Here is a 26,014-nt window from a genome sequence, read left to right on the forward strand (position 1 = left end):
TAAAGGTCAATAAGAATCGTGCTTTGATGACGCATTCAATACTAGAGTTTTAGACAGCAAGTACATCATAGTGATACGTGATGCAATATTTCCCTCTGCAGGAGCCCTGCTGATTGCTTTCGGAAGAACATACAATAAGCAAGCCTACCAAATTTTTAGTCGTATACGATCTTGTATTGCCAGGGGCTATTAAAATTGGAGCGAGATTTTCCTCTGCTCCATTAACAAGGACAATTGGAATCATCAGCAGTTCATCCGCACAGCCGCTATCATAATATACACTTACCGTGCCTGCTGTTTCCACTCCGTTTAATACATTTGCCGCCCTCCACAGCAGCTCGGGCAGAGGGTTGCCTCCTCCCCTGCATGGTACATTGAAATTACCGCAAAAATCATCCGTAACGATATCGCCTCTCATTGAATCGTCCGGACAACAGCCGCAGCAGCTTGCCATAGTAATTCATCTCCTTTTGTAAAGATAAAATATTCTATGGTTTTTGAAGAAAATGGTATGGGAGATAGGACTAAGCGTAGATAATAATTTTTCATTAAATTGAATTCCTCCTCAAGATGTCCGCAAAAAGGATTGTTCAATAGTTAGACCTTGAAAAGCTTAAGCGGTTTGCTGGTTGTTTAGGCTTCAGATTGGATCGGAGAGGTGTGAAGGCTCTTTCAGGAATAGCAGGAAAGGAGAGACGCAGTAATGACAAACACTGCTGGCTGCCATCTGCAGCTAAGAGCAGCAGTATTTTCGCATAAGAAAACCCCTGGTATGCACATGAGCATACCAGGGGTTACCTATTGGAATATGTTCACTCAGTGTGATCGTTCAGACAAGCCCGGGACATTTCAACTTTTTTTATTGATTCCCCCTGCTTGTCATGGCTTCCACCCTTCTTCTCACATAGCCATAAACGAAAATGAACACAAATACGACAGCCGCTCCTATTGAAGCAGCTCCCTGAATCCACTCCAATTTCAGCATTAGGACAGCTCCAATGAGAAAGCCTTGTGTGAGAAGGATCGTTCGAAGAAGTGTGTAAAAGCTTTTACTTTTCACTTCTGTCCTGACTGGGTACAGATCCGGCAAGGAGAGCATATCGAAATGCTTCACTAGCGAGATCAGCTGCACACCAGTCAAGAAAATGGCGGCCAGGATAACCGCAATCGCTCCATAAAGATTGGTTTCTGCAAAAAAAGCAACGGCTCCGGCTATGACGGTAAGCCGGATGAAAACTCCTAAATAATCCGTTCCTCTAATAAAGGCTCTCGATAGCATGTACAGGTAAACATGCTCTTGTCCGAACTTAATGCTGCTTAGAATCCAGTCAAGATAGATCCTTCGTTTTGCTTCCTTACGAAGCTTAGGTACATCTGTAAACAAATCGGCTAGCCGGTAAAAGGACTGCTTTTTGCGGTACTCTGCTCGGATAAGCCGATCCCATCTAAGTCCCTTGCCTTTTGCTGTACGTCTGTAATACATATAAAGCATTCCCATAAGCAAGGCAATGATAAGAGCATAAACAGGCATAGCTGAAAGGACAAAATACAGGACTGCAGCATTCAATGCGAACCGGACAAGCCGATCCCCAGCTATAGATATATTTTCTTGTGAAAAGGATATGTACCAATCACAGTCCATGTTCCACCAGATTAGCAATAACAGCAAAACACCCGTTGCCAAATACCAAGCTCCCGCAGAGGAAACAGCAAGATAGAGCGGGCCGAGCAAAAGAAACAGCAAAATGATTGGCAGCATAAACTGGATAAAACTATAGGTTTTCGCTTTCCTTAAATAAGGGTTCATCTTCCCTTCAAGCGGAAGCAAAAATACTAAATCTGCTTCTTTAAATAACGTTCGTACACTCGAAAGAATGAGGACAGCAGCAAGTACAGCTGCAGTTGCCATTTCAGCCGGAAATGCTTCAGGAAGCTCTTTCAGCCACGATTGATACCATAGCGCCCCTCCTGCCAGGAGAAAGATCATAACAATTAAAAGATGGTCGTTGAGCATATACCTCAAGTAGGAGCGGACTTCCTTTATATGCTCTTCGAGACGGCTGTTCCACAGCTCAAGAACGCTCTTCATAATCTTCTTCCTTCGTCAGCTGAATGTAAAGATCATCCAGGTTCGCTCCACTCATCCCGAATTCCCGCTGCAAATCGCTTAAGGTCCCTTTGGCACGCACCTCACCATTATGCAAAATAATAAATGCATCGCAATAGCGTTCCGCAGTCGCAAGGATGTGCGTGGACATAAGAATGCCTGCCCCCCTTTGCTTAGCCGTATCCATTTGCTCAAGCAATGAATTAATCGCAAGCGGATCCAGACCCACAAAAGGTTCGTCAATAATATACAGTTCCGGCTCAACCAGAAAGGCGCACATGATCATGACTTTTTGTTTCATCCCTTTGGAGAAATGAGCAGGAAACCATTTCAAGCGCTTTTCCATTCTGAATTCTTTCACAAGCGGAGCCAGTCTTGAATCCAATTCAGTTTTCGAAAGTCCATACGCCATCGCGGTAAGCTCCAAATGTTCATAAAGCGTCATTTCCTCGTAAAGAATCGGCGTTTCAGGGATAAACGTAAACTGCTGCCTGTATTGTTCATGATGATCATCAAACGTCTGCCCATTAATGGAGATCTTTCCTTTATTCGGTTCCATCAGCCCGATGATGTGTTTAATGGCCGTGCTTTTCCCGGCCCCGTTTAATCCGATCAGCCCTACAATCTGGCCTTTTTCAACAGAAAAAGAAACATCTTTCAAGACCGGATTTCTTGTGTAGCCCCCTGTTACACCATCTACATGCAAAAGTGTCATATCCTTAATCCCTCTCCATACTGTATTGTTCATGTATGTATCATAACAAAACGACTGGGCCGCTGTCGTGTAAGCCGGTGGCTTTAAGCAAAATTATCCAGTATAGAGGCTCATGCCATCGAGCATTCTAAATAGGGAAGAAGGAAGTTCATTTACTTTGCGAATGAGGTGTTTGTCAAAGACGTAAAAGCTTAAACAGTTCACCAGAGTGGAAGTCAAGGATTGTATCCGCGAGCACATCGCTTAAAAATGAGGTGTTTGTTAAAGGCAGAATTTCTGATTGAAACCTTTTTAAGCCAGCCGCTTCTATCAAATGAGGTGTTTGTCGAAGGCATATTACCGTTTTAAAAATGAGTCCTTCCCTTCTTCTTAAGCAGGGCCTGCCAAACGCTGCAGGTCCTGCTTTCCTGTTTTATCCTCAGTCTGCGGCATCCCCAACGTAACCCTTCTCACTCCTTCAGCCTTAAAAATATTCTGCGTATTTAACCAGCATAATAAGGAGGGCAAATAGTGTAAATATTCCTGCTGCGATAAGCGCATAGCTAATCTGAAATTTATGTTTTTGATGTTCCATCTTAGTCCCCGTGGCAGATTGTAGAGCCACATCCACCGTATTGGAAAAAGCACCTCCGGATGATGAAAAAAAGTAAATAAGGGCAAATCCAAGCAGTCCTACAAAAAATGCATAGTCCGCTGCTTCTCCGCCTGCATAAAAAGAAATGGTCCAGCTTGTACCTGCTAATACGAGGCCGGTCAAGAGAATAGAAATAACTTTTTTCATCTAAATCCCCCTCCATTTATACCTGTATTTTGGTTATCTCTATCCATTACGTTTGATCGTTCAGATAGGTTCCATTTTCTTCCGTTCCAATCCTGTAACCTCATTCGCAGGCTCCGGTTTTTCCTTTCCTGAAAAATCATCCATGTAGCTATTCATTCTGAAACATGTTAGGTTTAAGAGAAGAATTGTGTAAGCGTTTTCTATCTAAGGCAAACTTTATATTGAACAAACGGAGGGGATTGTTTGTATACATTTCTTGCAGGAATTGCACTGTTGATTGCAGGCTATTTCATTTACGGGAAAGTGATCGAGAAAATATTTGGCATTAAGGAAAACCGTTCAACTCCGGCATACACTCATCAGGACGGAGTGGATTACCTTCCGATGGGAACGAAAAAGAATGCATTGATCCAGCTGCTTAACATCGCAGGTGTCGGTCCGATTTTCGGACCCATATTGGGAGCGCTCTACGGACCTGTAGCATTTATCTGGATTGTAGCCGGCTGCATATTTGCCGGAGCAGTGCATGATTACCTGACAGGAATGATTTCCATACGAAACCGCGGCGCGCATCTTCCGGAGCTTGCGGGAAAATTCCTGGGAAAAGCGATGAAACATGTAGTTAATATTTTTGCAATCCTGCTGCTTCTTTTAACAGGAACTGTTTTTGTCAGCGCCCCCGCTGCCCTGCTAGGAGATCTGTTCGGAGGCAGTGTGACAATGGGGCTGATCGTAGGAGCCATTTTTTTGTATTATATCCTTGCCACTTTGCTGCCCATTGATAAAATCATTGGCAGGCTTTACCCATACTTTGGTGCACTTTTGCTGATCAGCGCTTTAGGGGTGGGCGGAATGCTCGTGTTTACAGGCGCGCCGATTCCAGAGCTGACCCTGCAAAATATGCATCCTGATAATATGCCCGTGTTTCCGCTGCTGTTTCTGACCATCTCCTGCGGAGCGCTTTCGGGTTTTCATGCAACCCAGACACCGATTATTTCAAGAACAGCTAAAAATGAAAAAAACGGCCGGAAAATCTTTTACGGCATGATGATAGCAGAAGGAATCATCGCCATGATTTGGGCTGCTGCAGCCATGAGCCTGTTTAATGGTTCCGGAGGGCTGAATGAAGTGCTTGCAAATGGCGGTCCGGCTGCGGTCGTAAGTGAATCCTCCGCCATAATGCTTGGAGCTATCGGCGGGACGCTCGCTGTTCTTGGCGTGATAGTCCTGCCAATCACCTCCGGAGATACCTGCTTTAGAAGCGCAAGAATGATTATTGCCGATTACTTTACCATTACGCAGAAAACGTTTTTAAACCGGTTATGGATTGCACTGCCGCTCTTTGTCATCTCTTATGCACTTACAAACATCGACTTCAATTTGCTTTGGCGGTACTTTTCATGGGCAAACCAGTCCACAGCGGTTATTGCCCTCTGGGTAGGGGCCATGTACCTGTTCATTGCCAAGAAAAATTACTGGGTCGCCATGATCCCTGGAATTTTCATGACAATGGCTACAATGACTTATATTTTGAATGCACCTATCGGTTTTCGTCTTCCTATGAACGCTGCACTGATTGCAGCAGCCTTCATAACTTCTCTGATCATTGTGCTGTTTGTGCGGGCGGCCAGAAAAGCAAGAAAGGAAAAACTCCCGCTTGAACTGGAAGTATCCGGCGGCGGAAACGCAGCCTAGTCTACAGGGCTGCAGATTACACCTGCAGTCCTTCTCTTTTAGTTCCCGCAAGTTCCATCCTCTGACATCGTTATGGTAAAATACCCCTAAACAGTTGTGAAAGGGATGATTAAATGAGCTGCATTTTCTGCAAAATCATTAACGGGGAAATACCGGGAGCCAAGGTTTTTGAAAACGAGCATGTTGTCGCCTTTCTGGATATCAGCCAGGTAACAAAAGGACATACCCTTGTTGTGCCCAAAGTACATAAAGAAAACATTTACGAAATGACTCCTGAAATTGCCCGGCATTTTTTTGAGGCTGTTCCTGCCATTACCCGATCGATTAAAGAACAATTTCAGCCTGAAGGACTCAATTTGCTGAACAATAACGGAGAGCTCGCCGGACAGTCTGTCTTTCATTATCATATGCACATCATTCCAAGATACGGCAAAGGTGACGGATTTGGCGCCGTTTGGAAAACCCATACCAATGATTACACCTCTGAAAACCTTCAGGATCTTGCAGGCCAGATTCGGGAAGGAATTCAATCCCAGCGATGAAAACAGCCCATTCAATGGGCTGTTTTTTCGTGGTGAGAACCGTTTGGTATTCATGAATAAAGCAGCCCGGAAGACAAGACCACTGCTGCTTAGACCGGAATACCTTTCCCTAATGCCCGCATTGCAGACCGGCAGCACGGATTAAGAGGGATTTCAACAAAAATATTCAAAACTGTCTGTCATTTATGATACGATGAAACTAATTTTATTCAATTAACGCTTTAGGGGGCTATACAATGGCAAGAGCTTTAAATTTCAGTGCAGGGCCGGCTGCATTGCCGCTGGAAGTATTGGAACGTGCACAAAGAGAATTCAGCAGCTACAAGGAATCAGGTATGTCGATTATGGAAATGAGTCATCGCGGCAAGCATTATAACCGTGTTCACTCAGAAGCAAAGAACAGGCTGAAGAGGCTTCTGGAGGTTCCCGATACCCACGATATTCTTTTTTTGCAAGGCGGGGCAAGCCTTCAGTTTTCCATGGTTCCTATGAATTTTTTGCATGAAGGACAGACAGCAGGCTATATCGTAACAGGTTCATGGGCAGAAAAAGCTTTGAAGGAAGCACAGAAGATCGGCCGGACAAAAGTCATTGCTTCGTCGAAGGAAAAACAATTCCGTTCAATTCCGCAAAGAACTGAGTGGACCGCGCACGAAGGACTCGCCTACCTTCATATCACATCCAACAATACCATTTATGGTACGCAGTGGCATGAATTCCCTGAGACGGATGCACGCCTCGTTGCGGACATGTCCAGTGATATTTTATCCCGGCCGCTGGATATAGGAAAATTTGGTCTGATTTATGCGGGAGCCCAGAAAAACCTCGGCCCATCAGGTGTAACGGTTGTAATTGCAAACAAGGAATGGCTTGCAGCGGGCAGCTGTCCGCAATCCAAATTTCTCGATTACAACACCCATGCCGAAGCAGACTCTTTATATAATACCCCCCCTACTTTTGCCATTTATATGCTGGGGCTAGTTTTAGAGTGGGCAGAAAAACAAGGCGGAACCCGTGGCCTCGAAAAGAAAAACAGGGAAAAAGCGGCAGCCTTATATGATTCGATTGAAAGGAGCGGAGGGTTCTATATCCCCCACGCTGAAAAAGGCAGCGAGTCTCAAATGAATGTAACATTTACCCTCGCTGACAAAGATTTAGAAACGGACTTTCTTGCGAAGGCGGCAGAACAGGGGTTTATCGGATTAAACGGTCATCGGAGCATTGGCGGCTGCCGTGCATCTATTTACAATGCCGTGCCGCTTGAAGCCTGCGAAAAGCTTGCCGGCTTTATGAATGCTTACAGGAAAAATCATCCCGCCAGCACTTTTTCTTTTCAATGAGCGGGGCTCCTGTTATAATTTGTTTAACCGCTTTTGCAATGGGAAATTAGTTCACCATTGGAAAGCATACTTTTGAGCCAAGAAGAGGAGAGTTGAGTTATGAAAACAAAAGAACTGGTTACGATGTCCCTGTTTGTCGCCATTGGGCTTGCTTTGCACAGCATTATCCCGCCGATTTTTTTCGGCATGAAGCCGGACATGATGCTGACTATGATGTTTTTGGGAATTGCCCTGTTTCCAACCCTAAAAAACACACTGCTTTTGGGGGTATTGACAGGAATTCTTTCAGCATTGACCACTGGATTTCCGGGCGGGCAGCTGCCGAACATCATTGACAAGCCGCTTACAGCGCTGGCGTTCTTCACATTGCTTGTCTTAGCGGGCAAAATGACTTCGAAACCTGTGACTGTACCTGCTTTTACAGCAATCGGAACCGTATTATCAGGAATCATATTCCTTGGAAGCGCCCTTTTCCTTGTAGGTCTTCCCGGGGGAGCAGGATTTACGGCCCTCTTTATAACTGTAGTTTTACCGGCAGCCGCATTGAATACGATTGCCATAACCTTTATTTTCCCGATCGTTGCAGCCATAAATAAACGTTCAAAAACCGTTTCGGCTTAAAGATGATTGATTCAAAGGGGACTGACCGTTATCGGGCAGTCCCCTTTATTTGATCAGCCTGAGCTTTTAAACATCACATTGCATTCATATTGTTCAGCAGCCATGCTGATTTGAGCAATCCTCTTTATTTTAATGCAGCAAAGACAGCATGATGCCGACAAGCAATGTGATCCCTGCTCCTCCCGCCATCACTGCCGCCCGCTGCTTTAACACCCATTTAGGCGGATAGGAAGCAGCCTGCTGCGCCTTTTTTACATAATTGAGTGAAACGAGTAAGAAAACGAGACTAATGAAGTAGAATAGAATTCCCAATCAGCATCCTCCTTCTCCCCCTTATACGCCTATGTATATGCCTTTACGAACCCGGCTATGAAACTTGTTTCCCTTCCCTCCTGGTGATCCTGTTTAACAGAGCGGCAGTGGGGTATCATGTAAAGAAGGATTTTTTGGTGGTAATGTGGAATGTTTTAATATCGGATAACGGGAGTGATGAATGAATGTCAAAAGCCAAATCCATTTTCCTCGGAATTCTTGCCGGAACCGTTGCCGGAGGCGCAGCAGCCCTGCTTTCCGCCCCTTCTTCCGGAAAAGATCTGAGAGGCCAGATCAAAGACAGCAAAGACCGTATGCTTAATACCATCAATCAGCTAAAAGAGGAAAGCATCGCTTTAAAAGAACAGATTGTACAGGCAGCGAAAGACAGTGCAGAAGTTATTAAAGAGGTCTCAACTGAACTGCAAACGTCCCTCCAGGAATTCCAGGTGGAAATTGAACCTCACCGTGAAAACCTGCAAAAAGAAATTGAAGCAATTGAAGAGAAAATTAAGCAGTTAGAGAATACTATGAAAAATTGATGAATATTCCCATATAAGAAATATCTGTAATAAAAAGGTGCTCAAACTTTGTCGGTTTGGCACCTTTTTTCCTTATATCTTTCAATAGTAAAGGAATGCATTTATTTATTTAAAAATTTTGTTAATTTACATCTTTATTAATCTTTACTTTTTTGGGATAATAGAGAATATTAGAAACGGGGAAAAGTAGGTGAATGGAAATGAAGAAAAATGAAAAGGATTACACTGTAAAAGAAGCATTGCTCTTTAGTCAGAGGATCGCCCAGTTAAGCAAAGCGCTTTGGAAATCAATCGAGAAAGACTGGCAGCAATGGATCAAGCCCTATGATTTAAACATAAACGAACACCATATTCTGTGGATCGCCTATCATTTAAAAGGAGCCTCCATTTCCGAAATCGTAAAATTCGGAGTGATGCATGTCTCAACTGCTTTTAATTTTTCGAAGAAATTGGAAGAGCGCGGCTTTCTTGAATTCTCAAAGAAACTCGACGACAAAAGGAACACGTATATTCAGCTGACTCCTAAAGGAGAAGGAATTCTATTACAGCTTATGGAGGATTATGATCCTGCTAGAAATGCCGTGTTCAAAGGAGCGATGCCGCTTCAGAGCCTCTATGGGAAATTCCCTGAAATTATTGAAATGATGGCCATCATCCGGAATATTTACGGGGACGACTTTATGGAAATATTTGAACGATCTTTCAGCAACATTGAAAAGGAATTTGAAGAAGAAGACGGACGTCTAAAGAAAATCGAAGCAGAAGAAAAGGAAGAGGAGCAGCCTAAAGCTGCTGCGAACCAGTAATCAGGGGAAGCAGCCTCCTTCATAGAGGAAAAAAACACCTGCACTAAGCGCAAAGAGTCTTTTCAGACCCTGATTGCGCTTTTTTTTATAGAGCTTATTTAAGTGCATGAAGCCTTATATTTCCCCCTGCTCCGTCTTCTATTTTACTGCCAAAATAAATGTTTTGTTAATTTGATTATTTTTTTGTTTTTTAGTATTGATTTTTTCAAGCTGCGGCAGTAAAGTAGGTAAGGATTTATTTTTAGGGGATGGTGATTGTATGAACTGCTGGAAAACCATCGACCTGTCGAAAGACTATGGGTTTCAGCGTCTATTCATTTATTTTATACTTGCATCCATTGCAGCTTTTATTGCCCTTTACCTTCCTTTGTCGATGGTAGACCAAAGTGAGAAGCTGGATGCAGAGCATATGTTGACTTTCTTTCTATTATTGGTTTCGATTTTGCCCGTTCATAAACTGCTTCATTCCCTTCCGCTTATGGCATGCGGAAAACCGCCAAAAATGAAAATGGAATATGCAGGAATCATCCCGATTCTGCGCCTGAAGCCTTGCGCAAAAATCAATAAACAGCTGATGCTTGCAACCTTGCTGTCCCCATTTATCATTTTCACAGCGATCAGCATCCAGGCAAGCCTTTTAATGCCTGAATATGTTCATTATTTCTGTCTGGCCGCCGCCCTCCATATCGGCTGGTGTGTGCCCGATTTAATATACGCCCGTTTGATTATAGCCGCTCCGAAAACCTGTATTGTGGAAGAAGACCGGAATGCTTTGGAGATCCTGATTCATAAATAGCAGGAATTAGCTGTAACATATCCCGATGAAGATTCGCCATGCTTCACGCGGTACCGGTGCAGGAAAACCAACCGTATTAAAAAGGCTCTGAACATGTTCAGAGCCTTTTTATGTCTGGCGGATATTATTGCTCTCTTTTTACAGCGGGACGGGGGTTTTTTTCATGGAATTAAGCTTCGATTACTGGTCCAAGCCATTTATTTCGTGTATTTAAGACGTGAAGATCGCAACTTTTCACTTATATCGGCTATTTTTTACTTATATCGGCTATTTCTGCTGGATATCGGCTATTTTTCCAATATATCGGCTATTTTTTGATTTTATCGACCGAAATGAGGCATATATCGATTTTTCGGCAGCATTCGACAAAGATGCCAATTTCGGCAGACAGCTCCAAGTCTTCACCCTGCGTCCAGCCAGCTGTATCGGATACATCCCCTCCTATGCAAATTCAGCCGATCATCAAAGCTCCAGCGCCCGCAAAGAAGGCGCGGCCGACCGGTAAAGCCGCACAGCCGCACAGCCGCACAGCCGTAAAGCGCCGCTTATCAGCGAACAGACTCCAGACTCCAGACTCCAGTCCATAAATAAGCAAATGCCGGCTGCGGAATCATCAGCCTGGTTAAACAGTGCCTTTTTATCAAAAGATGGAAAGCCTGCATATTGAAAGAACAGCAGATGCAAACCGGCATTTTCCTATCTTTTTCTAAAGAATTTTGGTAATCTTATATGTATCAGTAAGGAAAGGGGGGATCTCATGTGATCATCTTGTTCATTTTCTTTGCTGTCTTCATCTTGTTTTATATCAACACATTAACGAACCAGCTTTGTGTCGTTCGTGAGATTCCTGAAGACCGTCAAACGAGAGTGTTTCGAATGATTAATGTCCTTATTACGATTCTGCTGATCTCTTCGTATATTGAAATTCTTTATACATAGAACTCGGAATCTGCTGCTCCGATCCATTTATACACAAAAAAGCTGACCATCTGATGGCCAGCTTTTTTGCTTATTGATTATTTTTGCTAAGATGCTTATTAGCAAACGTATGCTGCACCAACGATGATCAACAAAATGAACAACACAACGATTAACGCAAAACCTCCAGCGTAAGAACCGCCCATTGAACACACCTCCTTACCGATGGTTAAGATATACTATGCATTTCATTTGTATTGCGAATGGGCGTATATCCTGCATTTGCAGTTACGAACAGCCCTTATTAATCAGCAAATGTAAGCTGCACCCACAATAATCAGCAAAATAAACAACACAACAATCAGCGCAAATCCGGAATTGTATCCTCCCATGACATATAGCCTCCTTTCGCGTTCATCACAGTATATGAGGACGTTTTTTGCTTGACTGGGTTTTTCGCCCAGAACGGAAAACTTTCTTCTGTTTTCCCTGAGGAAGCACGCCTGGCAAAAATTCACACAATTTCACATAATAGGAGATTCATGGCTTTTTTATATTTGAGAGCGCTTGCATTCCCTGGACTGGACTGGCGTTAAGCAAGGCAAGCTTTCATTTCTTAGTTCGATTCAATCCGTTTAAACAGTGCACTCTCGCGAGATTAGGTTGCAAAAGTCTACTGAACATGGCACAATGTTTTATAGTATTTAGTACAAACACTACTATGGCAGGAGTTGTATCGAATAATGAAAAAAATGGCTATAGCGGCTATTACAGCGACGAGCCTTTTCACACTCGGCGCATGCAGCAGCGGACAAGCTGGCGGTTCTGATGTCGTGGCTGAAACAAAAGCTGGGAATGTAACGAAGGACGAGCTATACGAGGCAATGAAATCCCGGGCAGGCGAGCAGGTTCTGACGGAATTGGTTCATAATAAAGTGCTTGGTGAAAAATATAAGGTTTCTAAAGATGAGATTAAAAAAGAACTTGAAACCATCAAGTCTCAATACGGTGCTGAACAAATTGATGCCCTGATTAAAGATCAAGGTGAAGAAGCTGTTAACAATATGGTCAAAACGGAACTTTTGCGTAAAAAAGCTGCTGAAGCAGAAGTCAAGGTTACAGATGAGGATATTAAGAAATATCATGAAAGCCTGAAGGGCAAAATTAAAGCGAGCCACATTCTCGTTGAAGATGAAGCAAAAGCCAAAGAAGTGAAAAAGAAGCTTGACGACGGCGGCAAGTTTGAGGATCTCGCTAAAGAATATTCCTCTGACGGATCAGCCCAATCCGGCGGTTCTCTTGGATGGTTTGATAAAGAGCAAATGGTAAAAGAATTCTCAGATGCGGCCTTTAAGCTTAAAGAAGGCGAAATCAGCCAGCCGGTTAAATCGGAGTACGGATACCATATCATTCGTGTGGATGAAACGTATAAATCCTTCGAGGAAATGAAAAAAGGCCTGGAAGCAGATGTTAAAGAACAAAAACTTCAAGATCCTGCGACCATGCAGGCGGGCATCGACAAAGCGCTCAAGGACGCAAACGTAGAAGTTAAGGATAAGAAGCTTGAAGACACGTTTAAAGCTCCTGAGCAGCCAGCTATGCCTGCTCAGCCTGCTCCGGCCGGACAGTAATAGGAAAGACGCACATGTAAGAGGAGGCCTTTGAGCCTTCTCTTTTTTTACCTTTTTCCTCTCCTTTCCATCACCCGGGGCTTTCCGCACTTGCTATTTATTCCCGTACCTGTTATCCTAGTTAAGAATTATTTTTGTTCGGATATTAAGATCGAATACGTTTCAGCTTGATATTTTTAGAGCAAGAATAGTAACACGTTTGTGCACATGCACTAGGAGGTAACAAAATGTTAGAAGGTACAGTTAAGTGGTTTAATGCAGAAAAAGGTTTCGGTTTCATCGAGCGCGAAGATGGCGACGACGTATTCGTACACTTCTCCGCTATCCAAGGTGAAGGTTTCAAAACTCTAGAAGAAGGCCAAAAAGTTACTTTTGAAATCGTTCAAGGTAACCGTGGCGATCAAGCTGCTAACGTAGAAAAAGCATAAGTTTTGCCCATATAAAAAGACTCCTGCCTGCAGGAGTCTTTTTCTTTTGCTAACCTATGATAAACCCGGCCGCTGCTTTCCACTCTAAATCCATAAGCGCTCCACCGAGTTTGAGCATGCGGGGTCTAACCTTTTAACCTGTCCTGCTTCTCCCGCTGGAGTCTAACGCCTCACCCGGCAGGTGTCTATGCACGAACGCAGCCTGCTGCTGTAAGAGAATTATACGGTCATTTTTTCAGCTTTTCTCCGCTCTCTTTCAGCTTTGATCCGTTCAAGATAAATCCGGCCTTCCTGTTCGATGAATTCCAGATCCGTTTGTTTATCTTCTCTCGATAGAGTTACATACTTAAATCCGCTGAAAAGCACTCCGCCCATACATAAGTAAATCCACCACGGCATTGTCAGCATCCCGGTTCCTCCTTCAATAGCCAAGCATTTATCTCATGCTTATGCGCCAGAAGAAAGGATTATGCTAGTTATGGAAAACCGGTTTATAAAAGGATCTGTTTTCAAGAGCAAAAACCCTCTCAGAAAATTCTCCAGGCTTCACCCGTTCAAGAGCCCTGTCCAGCATATTCATTTTCGCATCCAGATTATCTATATAATGGAGAATCTCTGCTTCTTTAATCATCGGCGGTTTTGGGCTTCCCCATTCAGCTTTGCCGTGATGGGATAAAATCATATGCTGAAGAATGACCACTTCCTCCGATTCTATTCCAAGCTCTTTGGCCGCCTGGGCAACTTCGTTTACCATAATGGATATATGCCCAAGCAAATTCCCTTCGACTGTATATGCCGTGCTGATCGGACCGCTCAATTCCGTGACTTTCCCAAGATCATGCAGGATGACGCCTGCATAGAGAAGATCTGTATCCAGTGATGGGTAGAGCGCTGCAATGGATTTTGCCAGATTCAGCATGGAAACGACGTGGTAAGCAAGCCCTGAAACAAACTCATGGTGATTTTTTGTTGCCGCCGGATATTCAAGCAGCGCCTGCTGATGCTGCTTCACCAGATGCCTTGTAATCCGCTGGATACTTGGATTCTTCATTTCAAAAATATATTGAGTGATCGTATTCATCATTTCTTCTTTTTGTAATGGAGCCGTCTCCAGAAAATCGGATACATCATGGGACTCATGGTCGTGAAGAGGTCTGATGTTTTTAATTTTCAGCTGGTTTCTTCCCCGGTAATGATGGATATCGCCTGCAATTTTTACGATTCCCTGCGCTCCATAGGTTTGCTCATCCCCTTGGCTGGCATCCCATAGCTTTGCTTCAATTTCCCCGCTTTTATCCTGGAGGATGAGGGTCAGGAAGGGTTTCCCGTTGCTTGCTACTCCTTTAGTTGAAGATTTAATGAGCAAATAAAGCTCAACCTGTTCCCCGACATCAAAATGCATAATACCTTTAGACATGAAGATTCCTCCCTGTTTTTATCTGTGAATAAGTATAGCATACTTAAGATAGCCCGCTTTTCTAAACGGTTTTTTCGATTCTTTTTTGATCCATTGCATCCCTTTCAAGCACGTGAACGCCGCCAGCGAACTCTTCAGCCAGCTGTTCATGGCAAGTGAAGATAAGCACCTGCTGTCCGGCTGACAATTCATGCAGCGTCTTAAGCATCTGTGACGTCCGCTCCCCGTCAAAATGCACAAACCCGTCATCGATCAGCACTGGCAAATTCAGCGTCTCGTTCAGGCTGTTTATCAGTGCCAGTCTAAGTGAAACATAGAGCTGCTCCGAAGTAGCCTGACTCAGCTCTCCAGCTTTAAATCGCTGGCCGTCTATTCTCTCAGCAATGAAGGTTTGCTCGCGCTCCGGCAGGTAGACGTTCACATATCTGCCCTTGGTCAGCTTTCCGAAAAAATAAACGGTCCTCTCAAGCAGCTTTGGCATTCTGACCGTCCGGTAGTATTGGATGGTACGCTGGAGAAAATCCCTCGCCAGCGTTCGAACAGCCCAGTCTCTCGCTGTCTGTCTCGCTTCTTCTTTTTGGACCTCAAGCTCATGAAGATGGTCAGAATAGCTGCCATCAGCCTCCAGTGACCTCAGCTTAGCCTTTAGATGCGAGGCCTGCTCCCGTTTCTCTTTCAGACTTTGCTCAGCTGATTCAGCGTCTATTCTAGTTTTCCGGAGCTCATCCTCTAAAAGAAGCCAATCGCGGCCTGCAAGCTGCTGAGCTATATCGCTCGCCTCCAGCTGTCTCTCTGTCCACAGCAGCTTTTTCTCTGCTTCCCTGCGCTCTTGATGGTGAACGGCCATTATCCGGAAGGCTTCTTCGTCATGAACTTGAGCTGTTTTAAGAAGGTTATAGTATTCTTCCTTTTTGCCGTTCAATTGGAGGAGCCGCTCTTGATAGTCTGCATTCACTTCCTCAAGCCGGGCTTCAATATGAATGATTTGGACTGCTTTCCCGTTTTCCGCAAGCATTGCCGAGTGTGCTTCCTCTATAGCATCCGTAAGGTTCCTTCCACGAGCATTCCCAAGACGGAGGAGGCTTTGAGCCTGATGTTCGAATTGCTCTGCAGCTGCTTGAGCCGCGCGGTAAAGCTCTTCTTTCCTTTGCTTTTCCGAGTAGATCTGCTTATATCTTTCTATCATTCCAATAGATTCGGCCAGAGAAGAAGTTCCTGCTCCTTCTTCCAGCATCAGTGCCCTTCTGATCGGGTTCAGGCTTTCTTCCAGCTGAAAACGGTCTTTCTCCCACTCCTCAAACCTGGCGATGATCCGGTCGCAAGCTCTTTCTTCCTGTTCAGTACGCAGCTTTTCCAAATCTGCCATCTGTTTGATCTGCTCGTCTTTCCACAATAGTCCTCTTATTTCTTCAGCCCGCTGTAAGGAACGCGGAGAGGAATCTTTTGTTTTTTCGAGTTCACCCTCAAGCACACTCTTCCGCTCATGAAGATGCTCCATAAGAGAGCGGCTTCCCCTGTTGTGGAGCCGGATCAGGACACCAGACAAAAGGAGTATGGCTGTAAGGATTCCCGTGATCATCCACTGCTGCTGAATAACAGACCATATCATTCCTGCCCCCAAAAGAATGGTTAGCATCACAAATAAAGCAGTAAAGTTTTTTTGAAGGTTACCTGATTTTTTTTTCTGACTTTCCATCTCTTTTTCCAGACTGACAATTTCCCGTTTGAGCTGTTCTGCATTGAGAGGATTATGATCCTTTTCGAATGTGGAAAGCTCCTGCTCAAGCTGCAGCCGCACTTCCTTACCCATTGTTTTTCCAGCTAGTGAGGCATAACGTGCCTCACTTAAATCAATGGCTTCTCTTGCCCGGTCGAACTGCTCATCGAGCTGCTTTTTTTGGAGGGAAAGGGTTTTTGATGCTTCCAAGGCGTCAGAAATCGCGCTTTTCATCTTAATTGTTGTATCGATAGACGCCAGCTTTTCCTGATGAGGAGGACTCTCATAGACTTGATCAGCCAGTTCCGTGAGTTCTGCAGTCATGCGCTGAATATCAGCTGCAAGAGCATTCCGTTCTTTTTCCAGAGCTTGGTACTCGGCTGATTGTCCTTTTAAGCTCTCGATTTCTGATTTATTTTCCAGTATTTCATAGTCTGGTTTTAAACTGGAGGCTTTATCAGTAAGCAATCGGATTTGTTCCGCAAGCCTTTGAGCTTGTACCGACAGCGGCTCTATTTCTGACTTCAGACGGTCAATCCGATTCGTGCCGTCTGCAGGAAAAAGGCTCGTATCAGGCATGGTCGCAAGCTCCTGCTTCAGGTTTCTTTGTTCATTCAGCAGCGGGAGGCAGGAAATCGCTTTGCTTAAAAAGGATTGCTGTTCGCGAAGGTACTTCAAGCGTTCCTCGATTTCTTGAATCCCGGTCTGTATTTCTCCTTCCTGCTGTAAAAGCGGCTGGTAATCCCTTTCCCGCTGCGCTGCTGCTCCCGCCGCATCGGCAGTGCGCTTAAGCCGTCCCAGCTGGTCATTTAATACAGGTTTTTTGCCATTTGGTTTAAACAGCCTTTCCTGTTCTTTTGCAAGCCTCTGCTCAAGCTTATACACCGTATCGGTACCCACCATGCTTGTTACGTAAAGGAATTTTCCAATCTCCTCTTCATTTAGCTTCTCAATTTGCTGAAGACCATGCAAATCAAATGAAAATACAGATTGATAAAAGGTCCGATCCATTCCGCCTGTCCATTCTCGAAGCAATTTTTCCCCTGCCGAACCGCCGCCGGGCAATTCAATGACAGCTTCTCCACCGGATTTTCCGCGAACCCGTTCAATTTTCACCCGTCCGGTACCTGGAACTTCCGCAATTATGGCCCCGCCAAAAATTTCACTGCTTTTAGGTTCGTATTTGCTGTCAGCCTGCTGTTTTGAAGGAAGACCAAATAATATACTGTGGATAAACGACATGATGGTGGATTTGCCAGCCTCGTTCTTTCCATAAAACAATACCTCCCTGCCTTCTTCCAGAACAATCCGCCGGCTTACAAACTGGCCGTATCCATAAATAACGAGCTCTCTGATGATCATTTGTGAAGCTCCCCTTCCCTCAAAAGCTCTGTCAGAACGAGATTCTCCGCTTCCCGGATCATTTCCAGCTGCTCTTCTTCGGTAAATTCAGATAAGTGCTTACGGACAGAGGCGTGACTAAATAAAGGGGACGCCGCTTCAGCAAAGGATTGATACGTTTCTGTTATCCTAAAGAAGTCCCTGTAAAAAACAGAATCCTGTCTTAGCCGCTCCCTATCCATCTGAAGCACTGTGTGATCGGTTATTTTCCCAACCCAGACAAAATCCTCCCGTTCCTCTTCCTCCTCGTTTAAAACAGACATGATGTCCTTTACTGCATCGTTTTGCTTTAAATCTGCTGCCATCGGAGTTTCTCCAGTGAGCTGAATTGAAAGAACTGCCGGGCGGCCGCCGATTCTCAGCTGCTCTTTCGCCTCCCTGCACAATTCCATCAGTCTGCCGGCAGTTTGAGCCTCATTTAGATTCACAAACAGTTCTTCCCATATGACATCACAGAGCGGGATAAAATCTGTTTTCACACCTTCCTCATTTATAGATACGCAATAGCAGCCTTTCTCACCTGTTTCCTTTCTGTGGCGCCCCTGGAGGTTCCCCGGGTACACAATCGAAGTTACCGGGGATGGCAAAACTGACCGCTTATGAATGTGCCCCAGCGCCCAATAATCAAATCCTGTTTTCTCGAGATCCTGAATCGTGAAGGGGCTGTAAACATCATGCTCTTCATTTCCTCCTTCAGCCGATCCATGCAGCAAACCGATGTGGAAAGGGGCCCCTTCTTTTTTTATGTAGGAGGACGTTAGGTTTTGTGTTACGGAACGTTCCGGATAGCTGTAGCCATAAAGGTGGGCAGCAGGCTCTCCTGCTTTCAGGAATGGAATGCATTCAACTGCTTCATGACTGAAAACATGGACTGATTCAGGCCATTCCACCTGCAACCACCTCCCTCCCATATGATCATGGTTCCCGTGGATCACAAACACCTCTATCCCGGCTCTGTCCAGTTTTTCAAATTCCCTTTTCAGCCGAAGCTGAGCTTTCAGGCTCCTGTTTTCCCCATCGAATAAATCTCCGGCGATGATCAGAAAATCCGCCCTTTCCTTAATCGTATAGGATATAAGGTTGGCAAAGCTCGCAAATGTGCTTTCCTTAAGCCGGTCAATCACGTTTACCGGCAGGTGCCGCAGCCCCGCAAAAGGACTATCCAAATGCAAATCGGCTGCATGAATAAATTTCAAAGATGTCATAATAACCCCTGCTTTCGTAAAGCCTTTCCTTTTATTTTATCATCCGGACAAAGCGAATGCACGTTCTCTCCTGAATGATTCATTAAATGAAAGCTCTGGTGAATCCCGCTGTTACTCTTGCTTTAATAGATGATGGATGGATCCTCCCTTCGCAAGTAAGGTATCGTAGAAATGATTGAAGCGTGGTCTCTGTACTCTTTTATTACAGGCAGACCCCCTGTAAACGTGGCAGTAAAGCCCTAAAACTGTCCATCAGCAAGGAACGGGTACTCCAGTTTGCGGCGGTTACTAATAACTCCAGTGCACGGTTATAAGTGCTTGAATGCATCAATCATCAACTTTACGGAGGAAACGTCAATGATAGGATCATGAAAAGAGGCTTGATTCCAATTTTCGAAATATATAGTAAAATAGAATAATCTAAAGTTTATGGAAAAGCATTTTGAGATCAAGATGAAATTCCTGTATGTGAAAAAATTAGATGTAAAATTCAAGTAAAAATATATGGAGGAATAGGTATGTGGATATTATTAGGGGTTATTGCTATAGCATCAACTTTTATAAACCTTTATTTTTATGCAGCAGGAAAGGATTATAAGCTTGCTATGGCGTTAGGATTATCATTTACAGCATTGACACTTTGTGCAGAATACAGTCTTGTATCAGATTGGGTGAAAAGGGAAGATTGGTCAGCTTTAGGGGAAGCACCTAATTTTGAAAGGGTAATATGGTTTTTGACCATTGTTTCGATCTTACTGAATATTGCACCTGTCCTTTTAGAACGAAAAGGGAAGAGATCATGACTTTTTGTCATCCATTTACATCATTCAGGATGACTATGGAGTTCCGGGGGCGGCAGTTTTTAAGTCAATGAACTAAACAGAACTCCCGATTGCAGTGGAAGTTCTGTTTTTTACTAACTTTCAGCATTTCAGAGGTTATCCTGATGACAGACCTCCTGTACTCCTCAGCCCGTGAAAAGGCATTCTGACTGCACTGCAAGGTGTTATATCAAATAATAATCCTGAGCGTAATAAGCTTTAAATCCGCAAGACTCATAAAGTTTCAGGGCACCTGTGTTTTTTGCTTCGACTTCAAGAAAAACCGGGTTTCCTTTTTCTGTTTCTTTCGTAAGAATGGAAATCAGCGTTTTGCGGCCAATGCCCCTTTTTTGATGTTCGGGAGAAATTGCGAAACCATAAATCCATGCCTCTCCGTTTTCTTCTGAAACCCGTACCTTTCCTGCAGGCTCCTCCTTGTACTCAATTATGTACGATTGCTGTTCATTTTCCATTTTTAATCTTCTATTATATTCCTCTGCATCTTTTGGCGAAAATCCAAAACAGTCAACATCAATCTGTACTTCGAATGGAAAATCTGCTGCTTCCGGTCTTCGCAATACAAGGTCAGTGTCCGGATTAAGCGGACCGCCTTCCCACTTCATCTGATGCTCAGAAAAAACAAATACTGCCTCAGTCTTGCTTAAAAACCCTTTAGCGGATTGCGAGTTTCCTGGTGCATTCAGCAGAATTTGCCGATACCCCTGATTTTTCACTTCTCCTATTGCCTGCTGAAGGAGGTTAAAAAAGATCCGGTTCCTCCTGCTCCCGGGATGGACCATCCCGCAGATCTCCGCCTTGTTTCCAAAGCCATATATGGCAGTGAACCCTTTTAATACGTCTTCCTCATAGTAAAAAAAATCCTGTTTTACGTAATGATCGCGGTTTTTTAGCATCTCCCAGTTCAGCTTCAGCAGAATGTTTTCATGCTCCTCGCATGTCTTCTGCAGGCTTTTGATGTCCTCAAGCTGCTTTTCCGTTAACATGACCAATCCCCCAACTTGTGAAGTACGGAATTTAAGATAATTTGTTTAATAAAGCCTATCTGCCTCAGTTTCAGGGCATGTGCAGGCGGCTGAAAAGGCTTGGATGGGTGGATGTCAATCTCCTCCCCCGCCTCCGCCGTCTCCACCTCCGCCATCTCCGCCTCCGCTGTCTGAGGAGTCAGAGGAGGAGAAGAAGAAGCCTCCGTCGCTGCCGCTGCTTGAGCCGGAGTGACCTCCTTTTGACTTGCCTGCCTTTACTATGATGAAAATTAGTCCAAATAAAAGAATAAGTACCATAAATCCCATTCTGATTTCCTCCATCCTTTAAATAGTCAACTGACAGAAAACCGGGTGAACTTGCGTATAAGCGGATATCAGCCTTTTTATCGGGAATGCTAACCGGCAGGAAGGTGATAAAAATGAAAAAATTGTGTATGATCCTGCTGGCTTCCCTTGTTCTTTTCTACGGATGGAACCTCGAAAAGGTTTCATTTACCAGCGAAATAGCTGCAGCTGCTAAAACTCCGGATTTTACGAAGGAAGCAAAAAAAGAAGCCGCCAAAGCTTATCCGTTGAGCCCGGTGCTGGCAGCGAGGCAGATATGGGAGCAAACCCGCCAGGATCAATCCCTCAAACATTATCAGCTTACTCTGGCAAATGGACAGCGCAATAAAGAAGTTCTCGTTATTGTTCAATACAAAACCGGCACGAAGAAGATTCATTCCATTCAAGTGCATGAATTGAAATAATGCTAAACAGAACGTAAAGGAAAACCCGGGAATGCTGCTTGAGCATTCCCGGGTTTTCGCTGTTTTGCTGATAAAGACGTTTACTGGACTTTTCAGATTCGTTTGCAGCACGGTCTGCAGCACTGCTGCTTGATCAGTTATCTTTCCCCATGCTAATCGCTTTTTTAATATCTTTCAGCGAGCTTGAATTTCCATACATTAAAACCCCGCCTTTGTAAACACGTGCTCCATAGTAAGCAAGCAAAAAGATTGTTCCGAGAAGAATAACAATCGATAAACCGGCTTCCCAGAACGGTACATCGAGCATGCCTACCCGAAGGAACATAATCATCGGGGCAAAGAACGGAATATACGATGTCACGGTAACAAACGTATTATCCGGATTACCGAGGTTGAACATCGCAATCATGAATCCGGCTACAACGATGAAAATCATCGGTGTAATCATCTGCTGCACATCTTCAATCCGGCTGACAAGCGATCCTAAAAACGCAGCGAGAGTTGCATAAAGGAAGTACCCCAGCAGAAAGAAAATAATGCAATACGCAATCGTAGCAGGAGAGGTATTTGAAAATCCAAAAATTCCACCGCTCATTGCATCAATCTCTTCCATCCGGTCTTTAACGGCCAAATAACCAAAGCCGATCATCAGGGCAAGCTGGGTTAAGCTGACCAGTGCAATACCAAGAATTTTCGCAAACATTTGCTGGATCGGGGATATGCTTGAAATCAGAATCTCCATGATTCTTGAAGCTTTCTCCGTTGCAACCTCCATTGCAATCATACTTGCGTAGGTAATAACGGAAAAATAAATAACAAACAGCATCACATACACGAGTCCCCGGGCCTGATTGAGTTCTTCCGCTGACTTGGCATTTTCCTCAAGCGCGATTTTTTCCATTGCTACAGGAGCAAGAAGCTGTGCAACCTGTTCGGGTTCCACTCCCAGTTTTTCGGTTCCTGCGGCAACCTTAGTCTGCTGCAGCGACTGGTCCAGCGTATAAGCAAATTCGGCATTCATGACGGACTCTGCATGAAAGGTCCCTTTCGGAAGCCCCTGAGCATCACTGCTTAAAACGACATATGCATCCAGTTCCCCGTCCATTACTTGTTTCTCAAGCGTTTCCGGATTCGCTGAGGACTGGTTAATAGTTAAATCCGGTTCCAGAGTCTCCGCATTTTGGCGGAACGGCTCAAAAAATGTTCCGGACTGATCGATCACCGCAATTTGCTTCGGTTCATCCTTAATGAACAGCTCCATCACGTTTTGAAGATTTGATATTCCCAATATAAGCAAAACCGTGATTCCTGTTGTAATCAAAAATGATTTCGATTTAATTTTGCTCAGGTATGTATGCATTAGAACAACCCAGAATTTACTCATAGGAAGCACCTACCTTTTCGATGAAAATATCATTTAAAGACGGTTCTTCGAGCTCAAATCTGCGGATAAAGCCCTTGTTTTGAATGGCCGATAAGATATCCTGGGAAACTTCTTCGCCTGTTACCTGAAGCCGGATTCCTTCTGAGATTTTCTTCGCTTTTACTACACCCGGAAGCTCGCTTAGGTAAGACAGATCAAAATCTGCATGAATAATAACATTTTTCTTTCCAAAAGACCGTTTGATTTCTTTAAGACCGCCATGGACAACCGGCTTGCCCTTATGCATGATGCACAAATGATTGCACAGCTCCTCCACATGCTCCATACGGTGACTGGAAAATACAATGGAAGTGCCCTGCTGCCTAAGTTCTTCAACAGCTTCTTTTAACATTTCTACATTGACCGGATCCAGTCCGCTGAACGGCTCATCCAGAATAAGCAGTTTCGGGCGGTGGAGGACCGCTGTAATAAATTGAATTTTTTGCTGATTCCCTTTTGAGAGCTCTTCTACCTTTTTGTTTAAATACTCGGGAACTTTAAAACGGTCGAGCCAGCGTACCAGTTCTTTTTCAGATTCGCTCTTATTCATCCCCTTCAGCTTAGCCAGATAGACCAGCTGATCTTTAACCTTCATCTTAGGGTATAGCCCTCTCTCCTCCGGAAGGTATCCAATTTGATTTGTAACTTTGTAATTGACCGGTTTTCCCTGCCAGCTGATCTCACCCGCACTCGGATTCAGCAGACCGAGAACCATCCTGAATGTCGTAGTTTTTCCTGCACCATTCGCACCCAAAAATCCGAAAATCTCTTTTTCAGGTATACTGATATCCAGCTGATTGACAGCGGTATGCGCACCAAAATTCTTTGTTACATCATTAAGCACTAATGACATGTGTATCCCTCCTTCATCTATAGTTACGGCTCTTTGTGGAAAAAGTTTCATTTTATCTTAAATTATGAAATTGAATGCTGCTGGAAGGATTTTCGGAACCTGTTTCCGAAATAATATATAGAAGCTGCAAATTTGACTGCCATCAAAGGGGGAAATGAAAATGGGAATGTATTATTTGACTGTATTCGAGAAAAACGGGGAAAAGCTGCTGGATGAAAGCTATGAAGCAGCAAACGATCAGGAAGCAAAAGATCTGGGGACAAAAAAACTAGAAGAAAAAAACTATACAAAAAATACCCACCGGTGTGTGAATGCAGCCGGCAAAATGATTTTATTTGAACGGTAGGAAAAAAAGAGGTCCGGGACTCTAAGAGTAAGCAGTTCAGTTTTTGTGGAGAACAATGGAAATAACATATTAATGTACAGACCAAATCGCATAGTGATTTGGTCTCTTATTTCGCTGATATATCAATATTTTCACTCAATAAATGTATAGATCGGGAACATTTAGATAATGAACTTGTAACATCCGGATAAGCAATAAAATAATGTGAACGGGGAGATCCATTGCTTGATATTCCTCACGATATAATACCCCAAAAAATTAGAGTAAATTAATATTTTGGGGCGGGTCTATTTTAATTTCAAGCTGGTATTCTTTGTTTCATGCTACTGACCAACCAATGGATACGTTCGGCTCTCTTTAAGTGTATCGTTCATAATTTCAACTTCCCATGCATGAAAATCCAAAGCTGACAATTGGACAGCATTTTCAAATACAGTACGGTCTGCGTCCGTCACGGAATTTTTATCCATAGTGTATTGCACTTGAGCAACACCATTCGTAATTGACGAGTCAAGAATCTCAATCCCGTCCGCAACCGCTGATGAATAAAACACATCGCCTTCAACCGACTTCATTTTCTCAATGGTTTCAGGGAACGTCATCGGCTCACCGCTATCATTTACTATTTGCTCCTCTAACGGTCCGCCAGCAATAAATAAAGTCTCTTGTAACTCTTTATCATAGACTGCATAGTAGCCTCGTGTTGCACCTCTTTCCTCTTTGACGACCACCGCATCATCGAACGTTCTTTGAGCAACAGTGACCCTTGTTTCACCACCAGGATTTAGTAACGTAACATCTTCAATCCCGTATAGATCACTAATACCAAACAACGACTCGTAAAATAAACGGCTTTGCGCAGAAGTTGCGTCTAATTCACTCCCTTGTTGACTAAACTCCACGTATAAACTAGGCCAATCAAGTGTCAAATCAGCATATGAATTGAGTATGTCCTGCTCAGAAGGATCATTATTAAATAATGACGTTTCCAAGCGTTGTTCCGGAGAAATCATTTCTTCAGATTCTCTATCACGATCGATAGAATATGCAATATAAAAACTTTTATCTTGACTAATGACTTGAGTGTCAATGAAATAATTCGGATTTAACTGAGCTCCACCATAAACTTCTGTGTCGCCACCTTTTTCATCAGACGATCCAGTTTCTTCATTGGTATTAGTTTCTTCGTTGGTTTCACCTTCTGATGTGTCCATTTTTTCAGTGCTGCCATCATCCGATGACCCTTCTTCCGTGTCTGAGCTGCCATCGCTATCAACATTATCTTCGCCGTTGTCCTCAGTAGTGCCCTCAACCTCTTGTGAATCAGCCGTTTTGTTTTCAGTAAAATCAGCAGTCTGTGAGTTTTCTTCTTCCCCTGAGCTTGAACAACCAGCGATTAGAAAAGCTACGGTAAACATTCCGGATATTCTTGTCATTTTTTCCATTTTTAACACCCCCTATTTCAGCTATACCCCTTGAGTATGTGAATAAAAGTTTTTTATTTAAATATTTTTCTGAATTTATTCAAAGCACTCAACTTTCGCACTTGAATTTATGTGATTGAAGCTACGGCCTCTAATACCACACTTGTTTTTACAGATTTTCCGAACAGGAAAGCCCATTCCTTTAGGTGTGGGATGAAAGTGAGGTCGGATACGGAGTACCACTGAAAACCGTAAGGTTTGTGGTGCTTCAAGTATCCGAAATGTTTTGTTCTTTTTTTTATTGTCGCATTGAATCAGTTTTTAAATAAAACTGATACAATAAACCTATGAATGAATATAGAAGAACAAGTACAACCGTATCATTGCTCAACTATCATTTTGTCTTTTGTCCTCGGTATC

At 43.8% G+C, this 26,014-nt stretch carries 29 protein-coding genes and 1 pseudogene; 14 read left to right on the forward strand and 16 right to left on the reverse strand.

Features of this window, described 5'->3' with window-relative positions:
* Nucleotides 1–49: 49 nt before the first annotated feature.
* The 4 genes from ACQCVE_RS11890 to ACQCVE_RS11905 all read right to left on the reverse strand — a co-directional run bounded on the left by ACQCVE_RS11890 (nt 50) and on the right by ACQCVE_RS11905 (nt 3,603).
* Nucleotides 50–454 (reverse strand): DUF3992 domain-containing protein, encoded by a 405-nt coding sequence (locus ACQCVE_RS11890; protein ID WP_426847094.1) that lies wholly within the window; start codon nt 452–454, stop codon nt 50–52.
* A 405-nt stretch (nt 455–859) separates the two neighbouring features.
* Nucleotides 860–2,089, reverse strand: a complete 1,230-nt coding sequence (locus ACQCVE_RS11895) for an ABC transporter permease (protein WP_426862956.1) — start codon at nt 2,087–2,089, stop codon at nt 860–862.
* Nucleotides 2,073–2,822 (reverse strand): ABC transporter ATP-binding protein, encoded by a 750-nt coding sequence (locus tag ACQCVE_RS11900; protein WP_426862957.1) that lies wholly within the window; start codon nt 2,820–2,822, stop codon nt 2,073–2,075. The genes ACQCVE_RS11895 and ACQCVE_RS11900 overlap by 17 nt, the downstream gene beginning before the upstream one ends.
* Before the next feature lie 463 nt (nt 2,823–3,285).
* On the reverse strand, nt 3,286–3,603 hold the full coding sequence (locus tag ACQCVE_RS11905; protein WP_426862958.1) for a hypothetical protein: 318 nt from the start codon (nt 3,601–3,603) through the stop codon (nt 3,286–3,288).
* 243 nt (nt 3,604–3,846) lie between these two features.
* Here ACQCVE_RS11905 and ACQCVE_RS11910 point away from each other — a divergent pair, with 243 nt between their 5' ends.
* The 4 genes from ACQCVE_RS11910 to ACQCVE_RS11925 all read left to right on the forward strand — a co-directional run bounded on the left by ACQCVE_RS11910 (nt 3,847) and on the right by ACQCVE_RS11925 (nt 7,801).
* Complete coding sequence (locus ACQCVE_RS11910; RefSeq protein WP_426847090.1) at nt 3,847–5,298, forward strand: carbon starvation CstA family protein; 1,452 nt, start codon at nt 3,847–3,849, stop codon at nt 5,296–5,298.
* Between the two features lie 113 nt (nt 5,299–5,411).
* A complete protein-coding gene (locus ACQCVE_RS11915; protein ID WP_426862959.1) occupies nt 5,412–5,840 on the forward strand; it encodes an HIT family protein in 429 nt (142 codons plus the stop codon).
* A 236-nt stretch (nt 5,841–6,076) separates the two neighbouring features.
* A complete protein-coding gene (serC, locus tag ACQCVE_RS11920; protein ID WP_426862960.1) occupies nt 6,077–7,180 on the forward strand; it encodes a 3-phosphoserine/phosphohydroxythreonine transaminase in 1,104 nt (367 codons plus the stop codon).
* Between the two features lie 99 nt (nt 7,181–7,279).
* Complete coding sequence (locus ACQCVE_RS11925) at nt 7,280–7,801, forward strand: tryptophan transporter (RefSeq protein ID WP_426847087.1); 522 nt, start codon at nt 7,280–7,282, stop codon at nt 7,799–7,801.
* A gap of 129 nt (nt 7,802–7,930) precedes the next feature.
* Here ACQCVE_RS11925 and ACQCVE_RS11930 read toward each other — a convergent pair whose 3' ends face one another.
* Nucleotides 7,931–8,113: a hypothetical protein gene (locus ACQCVE_RS11930; protein ID WP_426847086.1), complete on the reverse strand. Its 183-nt coding sequence runs from the start codon at nt 8,111–8,113 to the stop codon at nt 7,931–7,933.
* Nucleotides 8,114–8,298: 185 nt separating this feature from the next.
* Here ACQCVE_RS11930 and ACQCVE_RS11935 point away from each other — a divergent pair, with 185 nt between their 5' ends.
* From ACQCVE_RS11935 to ACQCVE_RS11950, 4 genes are all read left to right on the forward strand, one after another.
* Nucleotides 8,299–8,655: a YtxH domain-containing protein gene (locus tag ACQCVE_RS11935; RefSeq protein WP_426847085.1), complete on the forward strand. Its 357-nt coding sequence runs from the start codon at nt 8,299–8,301 to the stop codon at nt 8,653–8,655.
* Nucleotides 8,656–8,855: 200 nt separating this feature from the next.
* Nucleotides 8,856–9,461 (forward strand): HTH-type transcriptional regulator Hpr, encoded by a 606-nt coding sequence (locus ACQCVE_RS11940; protein WP_426862961.1) that lies wholly within the window; start codon nt 8,856–8,858, stop codon nt 9,459–9,461.
* Between the two features lie 259 nt (nt 9,462–9,720).
* Nucleotides 9,721–10,257 (forward strand): DUF3267 domain-containing protein, encoded by a 537-nt coding sequence (locus tag ACQCVE_RS11945; protein WP_426847083.1) that lies wholly within the window; start codon nt 9,721–9,723, stop codon nt 10,255–10,257.
* A gap of 759 nt (nt 10,258–11,016) precedes the next feature.
* Nucleotides 11,017–11,196, forward strand: a complete 180-nt coding sequence (locus tag ACQCVE_RS11950; RefSeq protein WP_426847081.1) for a hypothetical protein — start codon at nt 11,017–11,019, stop codon at nt 11,194–11,196.
* 98 nt (nt 11,197–11,294) lie between these two features.
* Here ACQCVE_RS11950 and ACQCVE_RS11955 read toward each other — a convergent pair whose 3' ends face one another.
* Together ACQCVE_RS11955 and ACQCVE_RS11960 are read right to left on the reverse strand one after the other, a co-directional pair.
* Nucleotides 11,295–11,381, reverse strand: coding sequence for a YjcZ family sporulation protein (locus tag ACQCVE_RS11955; protein ID WP_426847109.1), 87 nt, complete (start codon nt 11,379–11,381; stop codon nt 11,295–11,297).
* A 102-nt stretch (nt 11,382–11,483) separates the two neighbouring features.
* Nucleotides 11,484–11,567: a YjcZ family sporulation protein gene (locus ACQCVE_RS11960; RefSeq protein WP_035406462.1), complete on the reverse strand. Its 84-nt coding sequence runs from the start codon at nt 11,565–11,567 to the stop codon at nt 11,484–11,486.
* A gap of 351 nt (nt 11,568–11,918) precedes the next feature.
* Between ACQCVE_RS11960 and ACQCVE_RS11965 the strand changes: the two genes are divergently transcribed.
* Nucleotides 11,919–12,806, forward strand: coding sequence for a peptidylprolyl isomerase (locus ACQCVE_RS11965; protein WP_426847080.1), 888 nt, complete (start codon nt 11,919–11,921; stop codon nt 12,804–12,806).
* A gap of 227 nt (nt 12,807–13,033) precedes the next feature.
* Nucleotides 13,034–13,234: a cold-shock protein gene (locus tag ACQCVE_RS11970; protein ID WP_123914794.1), complete on the forward strand. Its 201-nt coding sequence runs from the start codon at nt 13,034–13,036 to the stop codon at nt 13,232–13,234.
* Nucleotides 13,235–13,453: 219 nt separating this feature from the next.
* Here ACQCVE_RS11970 and ACQCVE_RS11975 read toward each other — a convergent pair whose 3' ends face one another.
* The 4 genes from ACQCVE_RS11975 to ACQCVE_RS11990 form a co-directional block, all read right to left on the reverse strand.
* Nucleotides 13,454–13,642 (reverse strand): sporulation YhaL family protein, encoded by a 189-nt coding sequence (locus ACQCVE_RS11975; protein ID WP_426847079.1) that lies wholly within the window; start codon nt 13,640–13,642, stop codon nt 13,454–13,456.
* A 64-nt stretch (nt 13,643–13,706) separates the two neighbouring features.
* Nucleotides 13,707–14,651 carry a 3'-5' exoribonuclease YhaM gene (yhaM, locus tag ACQCVE_RS11980; protein WP_426847078.1) on the reverse strand — a complete coding sequence of 315 codons (945 nt, stop codon included), beginning with the start codon at nt 14,649–14,651 and terminating at the stop codon, nt 13,707–13,709.
* Between the two features lie 61 nt (nt 14,652–14,712).
* On the reverse strand, nt 14,713–17,730 hold the full coding sequence (locus tag ACQCVE_RS11985; protein WP_426862962.1) for an AAA family ATPase: 3,018 nt from the start codon (nt 17,728–17,730) through the stop codon (nt 14,713–14,715).
* Nucleotides 17,727–18,974, reverse strand: a complete 1,248-nt coding sequence (locus ACQCVE_RS11990; RefSeq protein WP_426862963.1) for a metallophosphoesterase family protein — start codon at nt 18,972–18,974, stop codon at nt 17,727–17,729. The genes ACQCVE_RS11985 and ACQCVE_RS11990 overlap by 4 nt, the downstream gene beginning before the upstream one ends.
* A 518-nt stretch (nt 18,975–19,492) precedes the next feature.
* Here ACQCVE_RS11990 and ACQCVE_RS11995 point away from each other — a divergent pair.
* Entirely contained in the window at nt 19,493–19,777 is a 285-nt protein-coding gene (locus tag ACQCVE_RS11995) for a hypothetical protein (protein ID WP_426862964.1), read from the forward strand.
* Between the two features lie 203 nt (nt 19,778–19,980).
* Here the strand turns inward: ACQCVE_RS11995 and ACQCVE_RS12000 are convergent, their stop codons facing one another.
* Both ACQCVE_RS12000 and ACQCVE_RS12005 read right to left on the reverse strand, forming a co-directional pair.
* The gene (locus tag ACQCVE_RS12000) at nt 19,981–20,799 is read right to left on the reverse strand and encodes a GNAT family N-acetyltransferase (protein ID WP_426862965.1); all 819 of its coding nucleotides are present in this window, start codon (nt 20,797–20,799) and stop codon (nt 19,981–19,983) included.
* Between the two features lie 114 nt (nt 20,800–20,913).
* Nucleotides 20,914–21,105: a hypothetical protein gene (locus tag ACQCVE_RS12005; RefSeq protein ID WP_426862966.1), complete on the reverse strand. Its 192-nt coding sequence runs from the start codon at nt 21,103–21,105 to the stop codon at nt 20,914–20,916.
* A gap of 113 nt (nt 21,106–21,218) precedes the next feature.
* Between ACQCVE_RS12005 and ACQCVE_RS12010 the strand changes: the two genes are divergently transcribed.
* Nucleotides 21,219–21,548, forward strand: coding sequence for a DUF3889 domain-containing protein (locus tag ACQCVE_RS12010; protein WP_426862967.1), 330 nt, complete (start codon nt 21,219–21,221; stop codon nt 21,546–21,548).
* A gap of 133 nt (nt 21,549–21,681) precedes the next feature.
* Here the strand turns inward: ACQCVE_RS12010 and ACQCVE_RS12015 are convergent, their stop codons facing one another.
* Nucleotides 21,682–22,932, reverse strand: a complete 1,251-nt coding sequence (locus ACQCVE_RS12015; RefSeq protein ID WP_426862968.1) for an ABC transporter permease — start codon at nt 22,930–22,932, stop codon at nt 21,682–21,684.
* Nucleotides 22,925–23,824, reverse strand: coding sequence for an ABC transporter ATP-binding protein (locus tag ACQCVE_RS12020; protein WP_426862969.1), 900 nt, complete (start codon nt 23,822–23,824; stop codon nt 22,925–22,927). Before ACQCVE_RS12020 ends, ACQCVE_RS12015 begins: the two co-directional genes overlap by 8 nt.
* A gap of 160 nt (nt 23,825–23,984) precedes the next feature.
* On the opposite strand from ACQCVE_RS12020, the gene ACQCVE_RS12025 reads away from it, so the two are divergent.
* On the forward strand, nt 23,985–24,170 hold the full coding sequence (locus tag ACQCVE_RS12025; RefSeq protein ID WP_426862970.1) for a YhzD family protein: 186 nt from the start codon (nt 23,985–23,987) through the stop codon (nt 24,168–24,170).
* Nucleotides 24,171–24,493: 323 nt separating this feature from the next.
* On the opposite strand, the gene ACQCVE_RS12030 is transcribed toward ACQCVE_RS12025, so the two are convergent.
* Entirely contained in the window at nt 24,494–25,615 is a 1,122-nt protein-coding gene (locus tag ACQCVE_RS12030; protein ID WP_426862971.1) for a hypothetical protein, read from the reverse strand.
* 326 nt (nt 25,616–25,941) lie between these two features.
* Between ACQCVE_RS12030 and ACQCVE_RS12035 the strand changes: the two are divergent.
* A pseudogene (locus tag ACQCVE_RS12035) lies at nt 25,942–26,014 on the forward strand (IS200/IS605 family transposase); the annotation flags it as partial.

Source organism: Metabacillus sp. 113a (genome assembly GCF_050107635.1).
GTDB lineage: Bacteria > Bacillota > Bacilli > Bacillales > Bacillaceae > Metabacillus_B.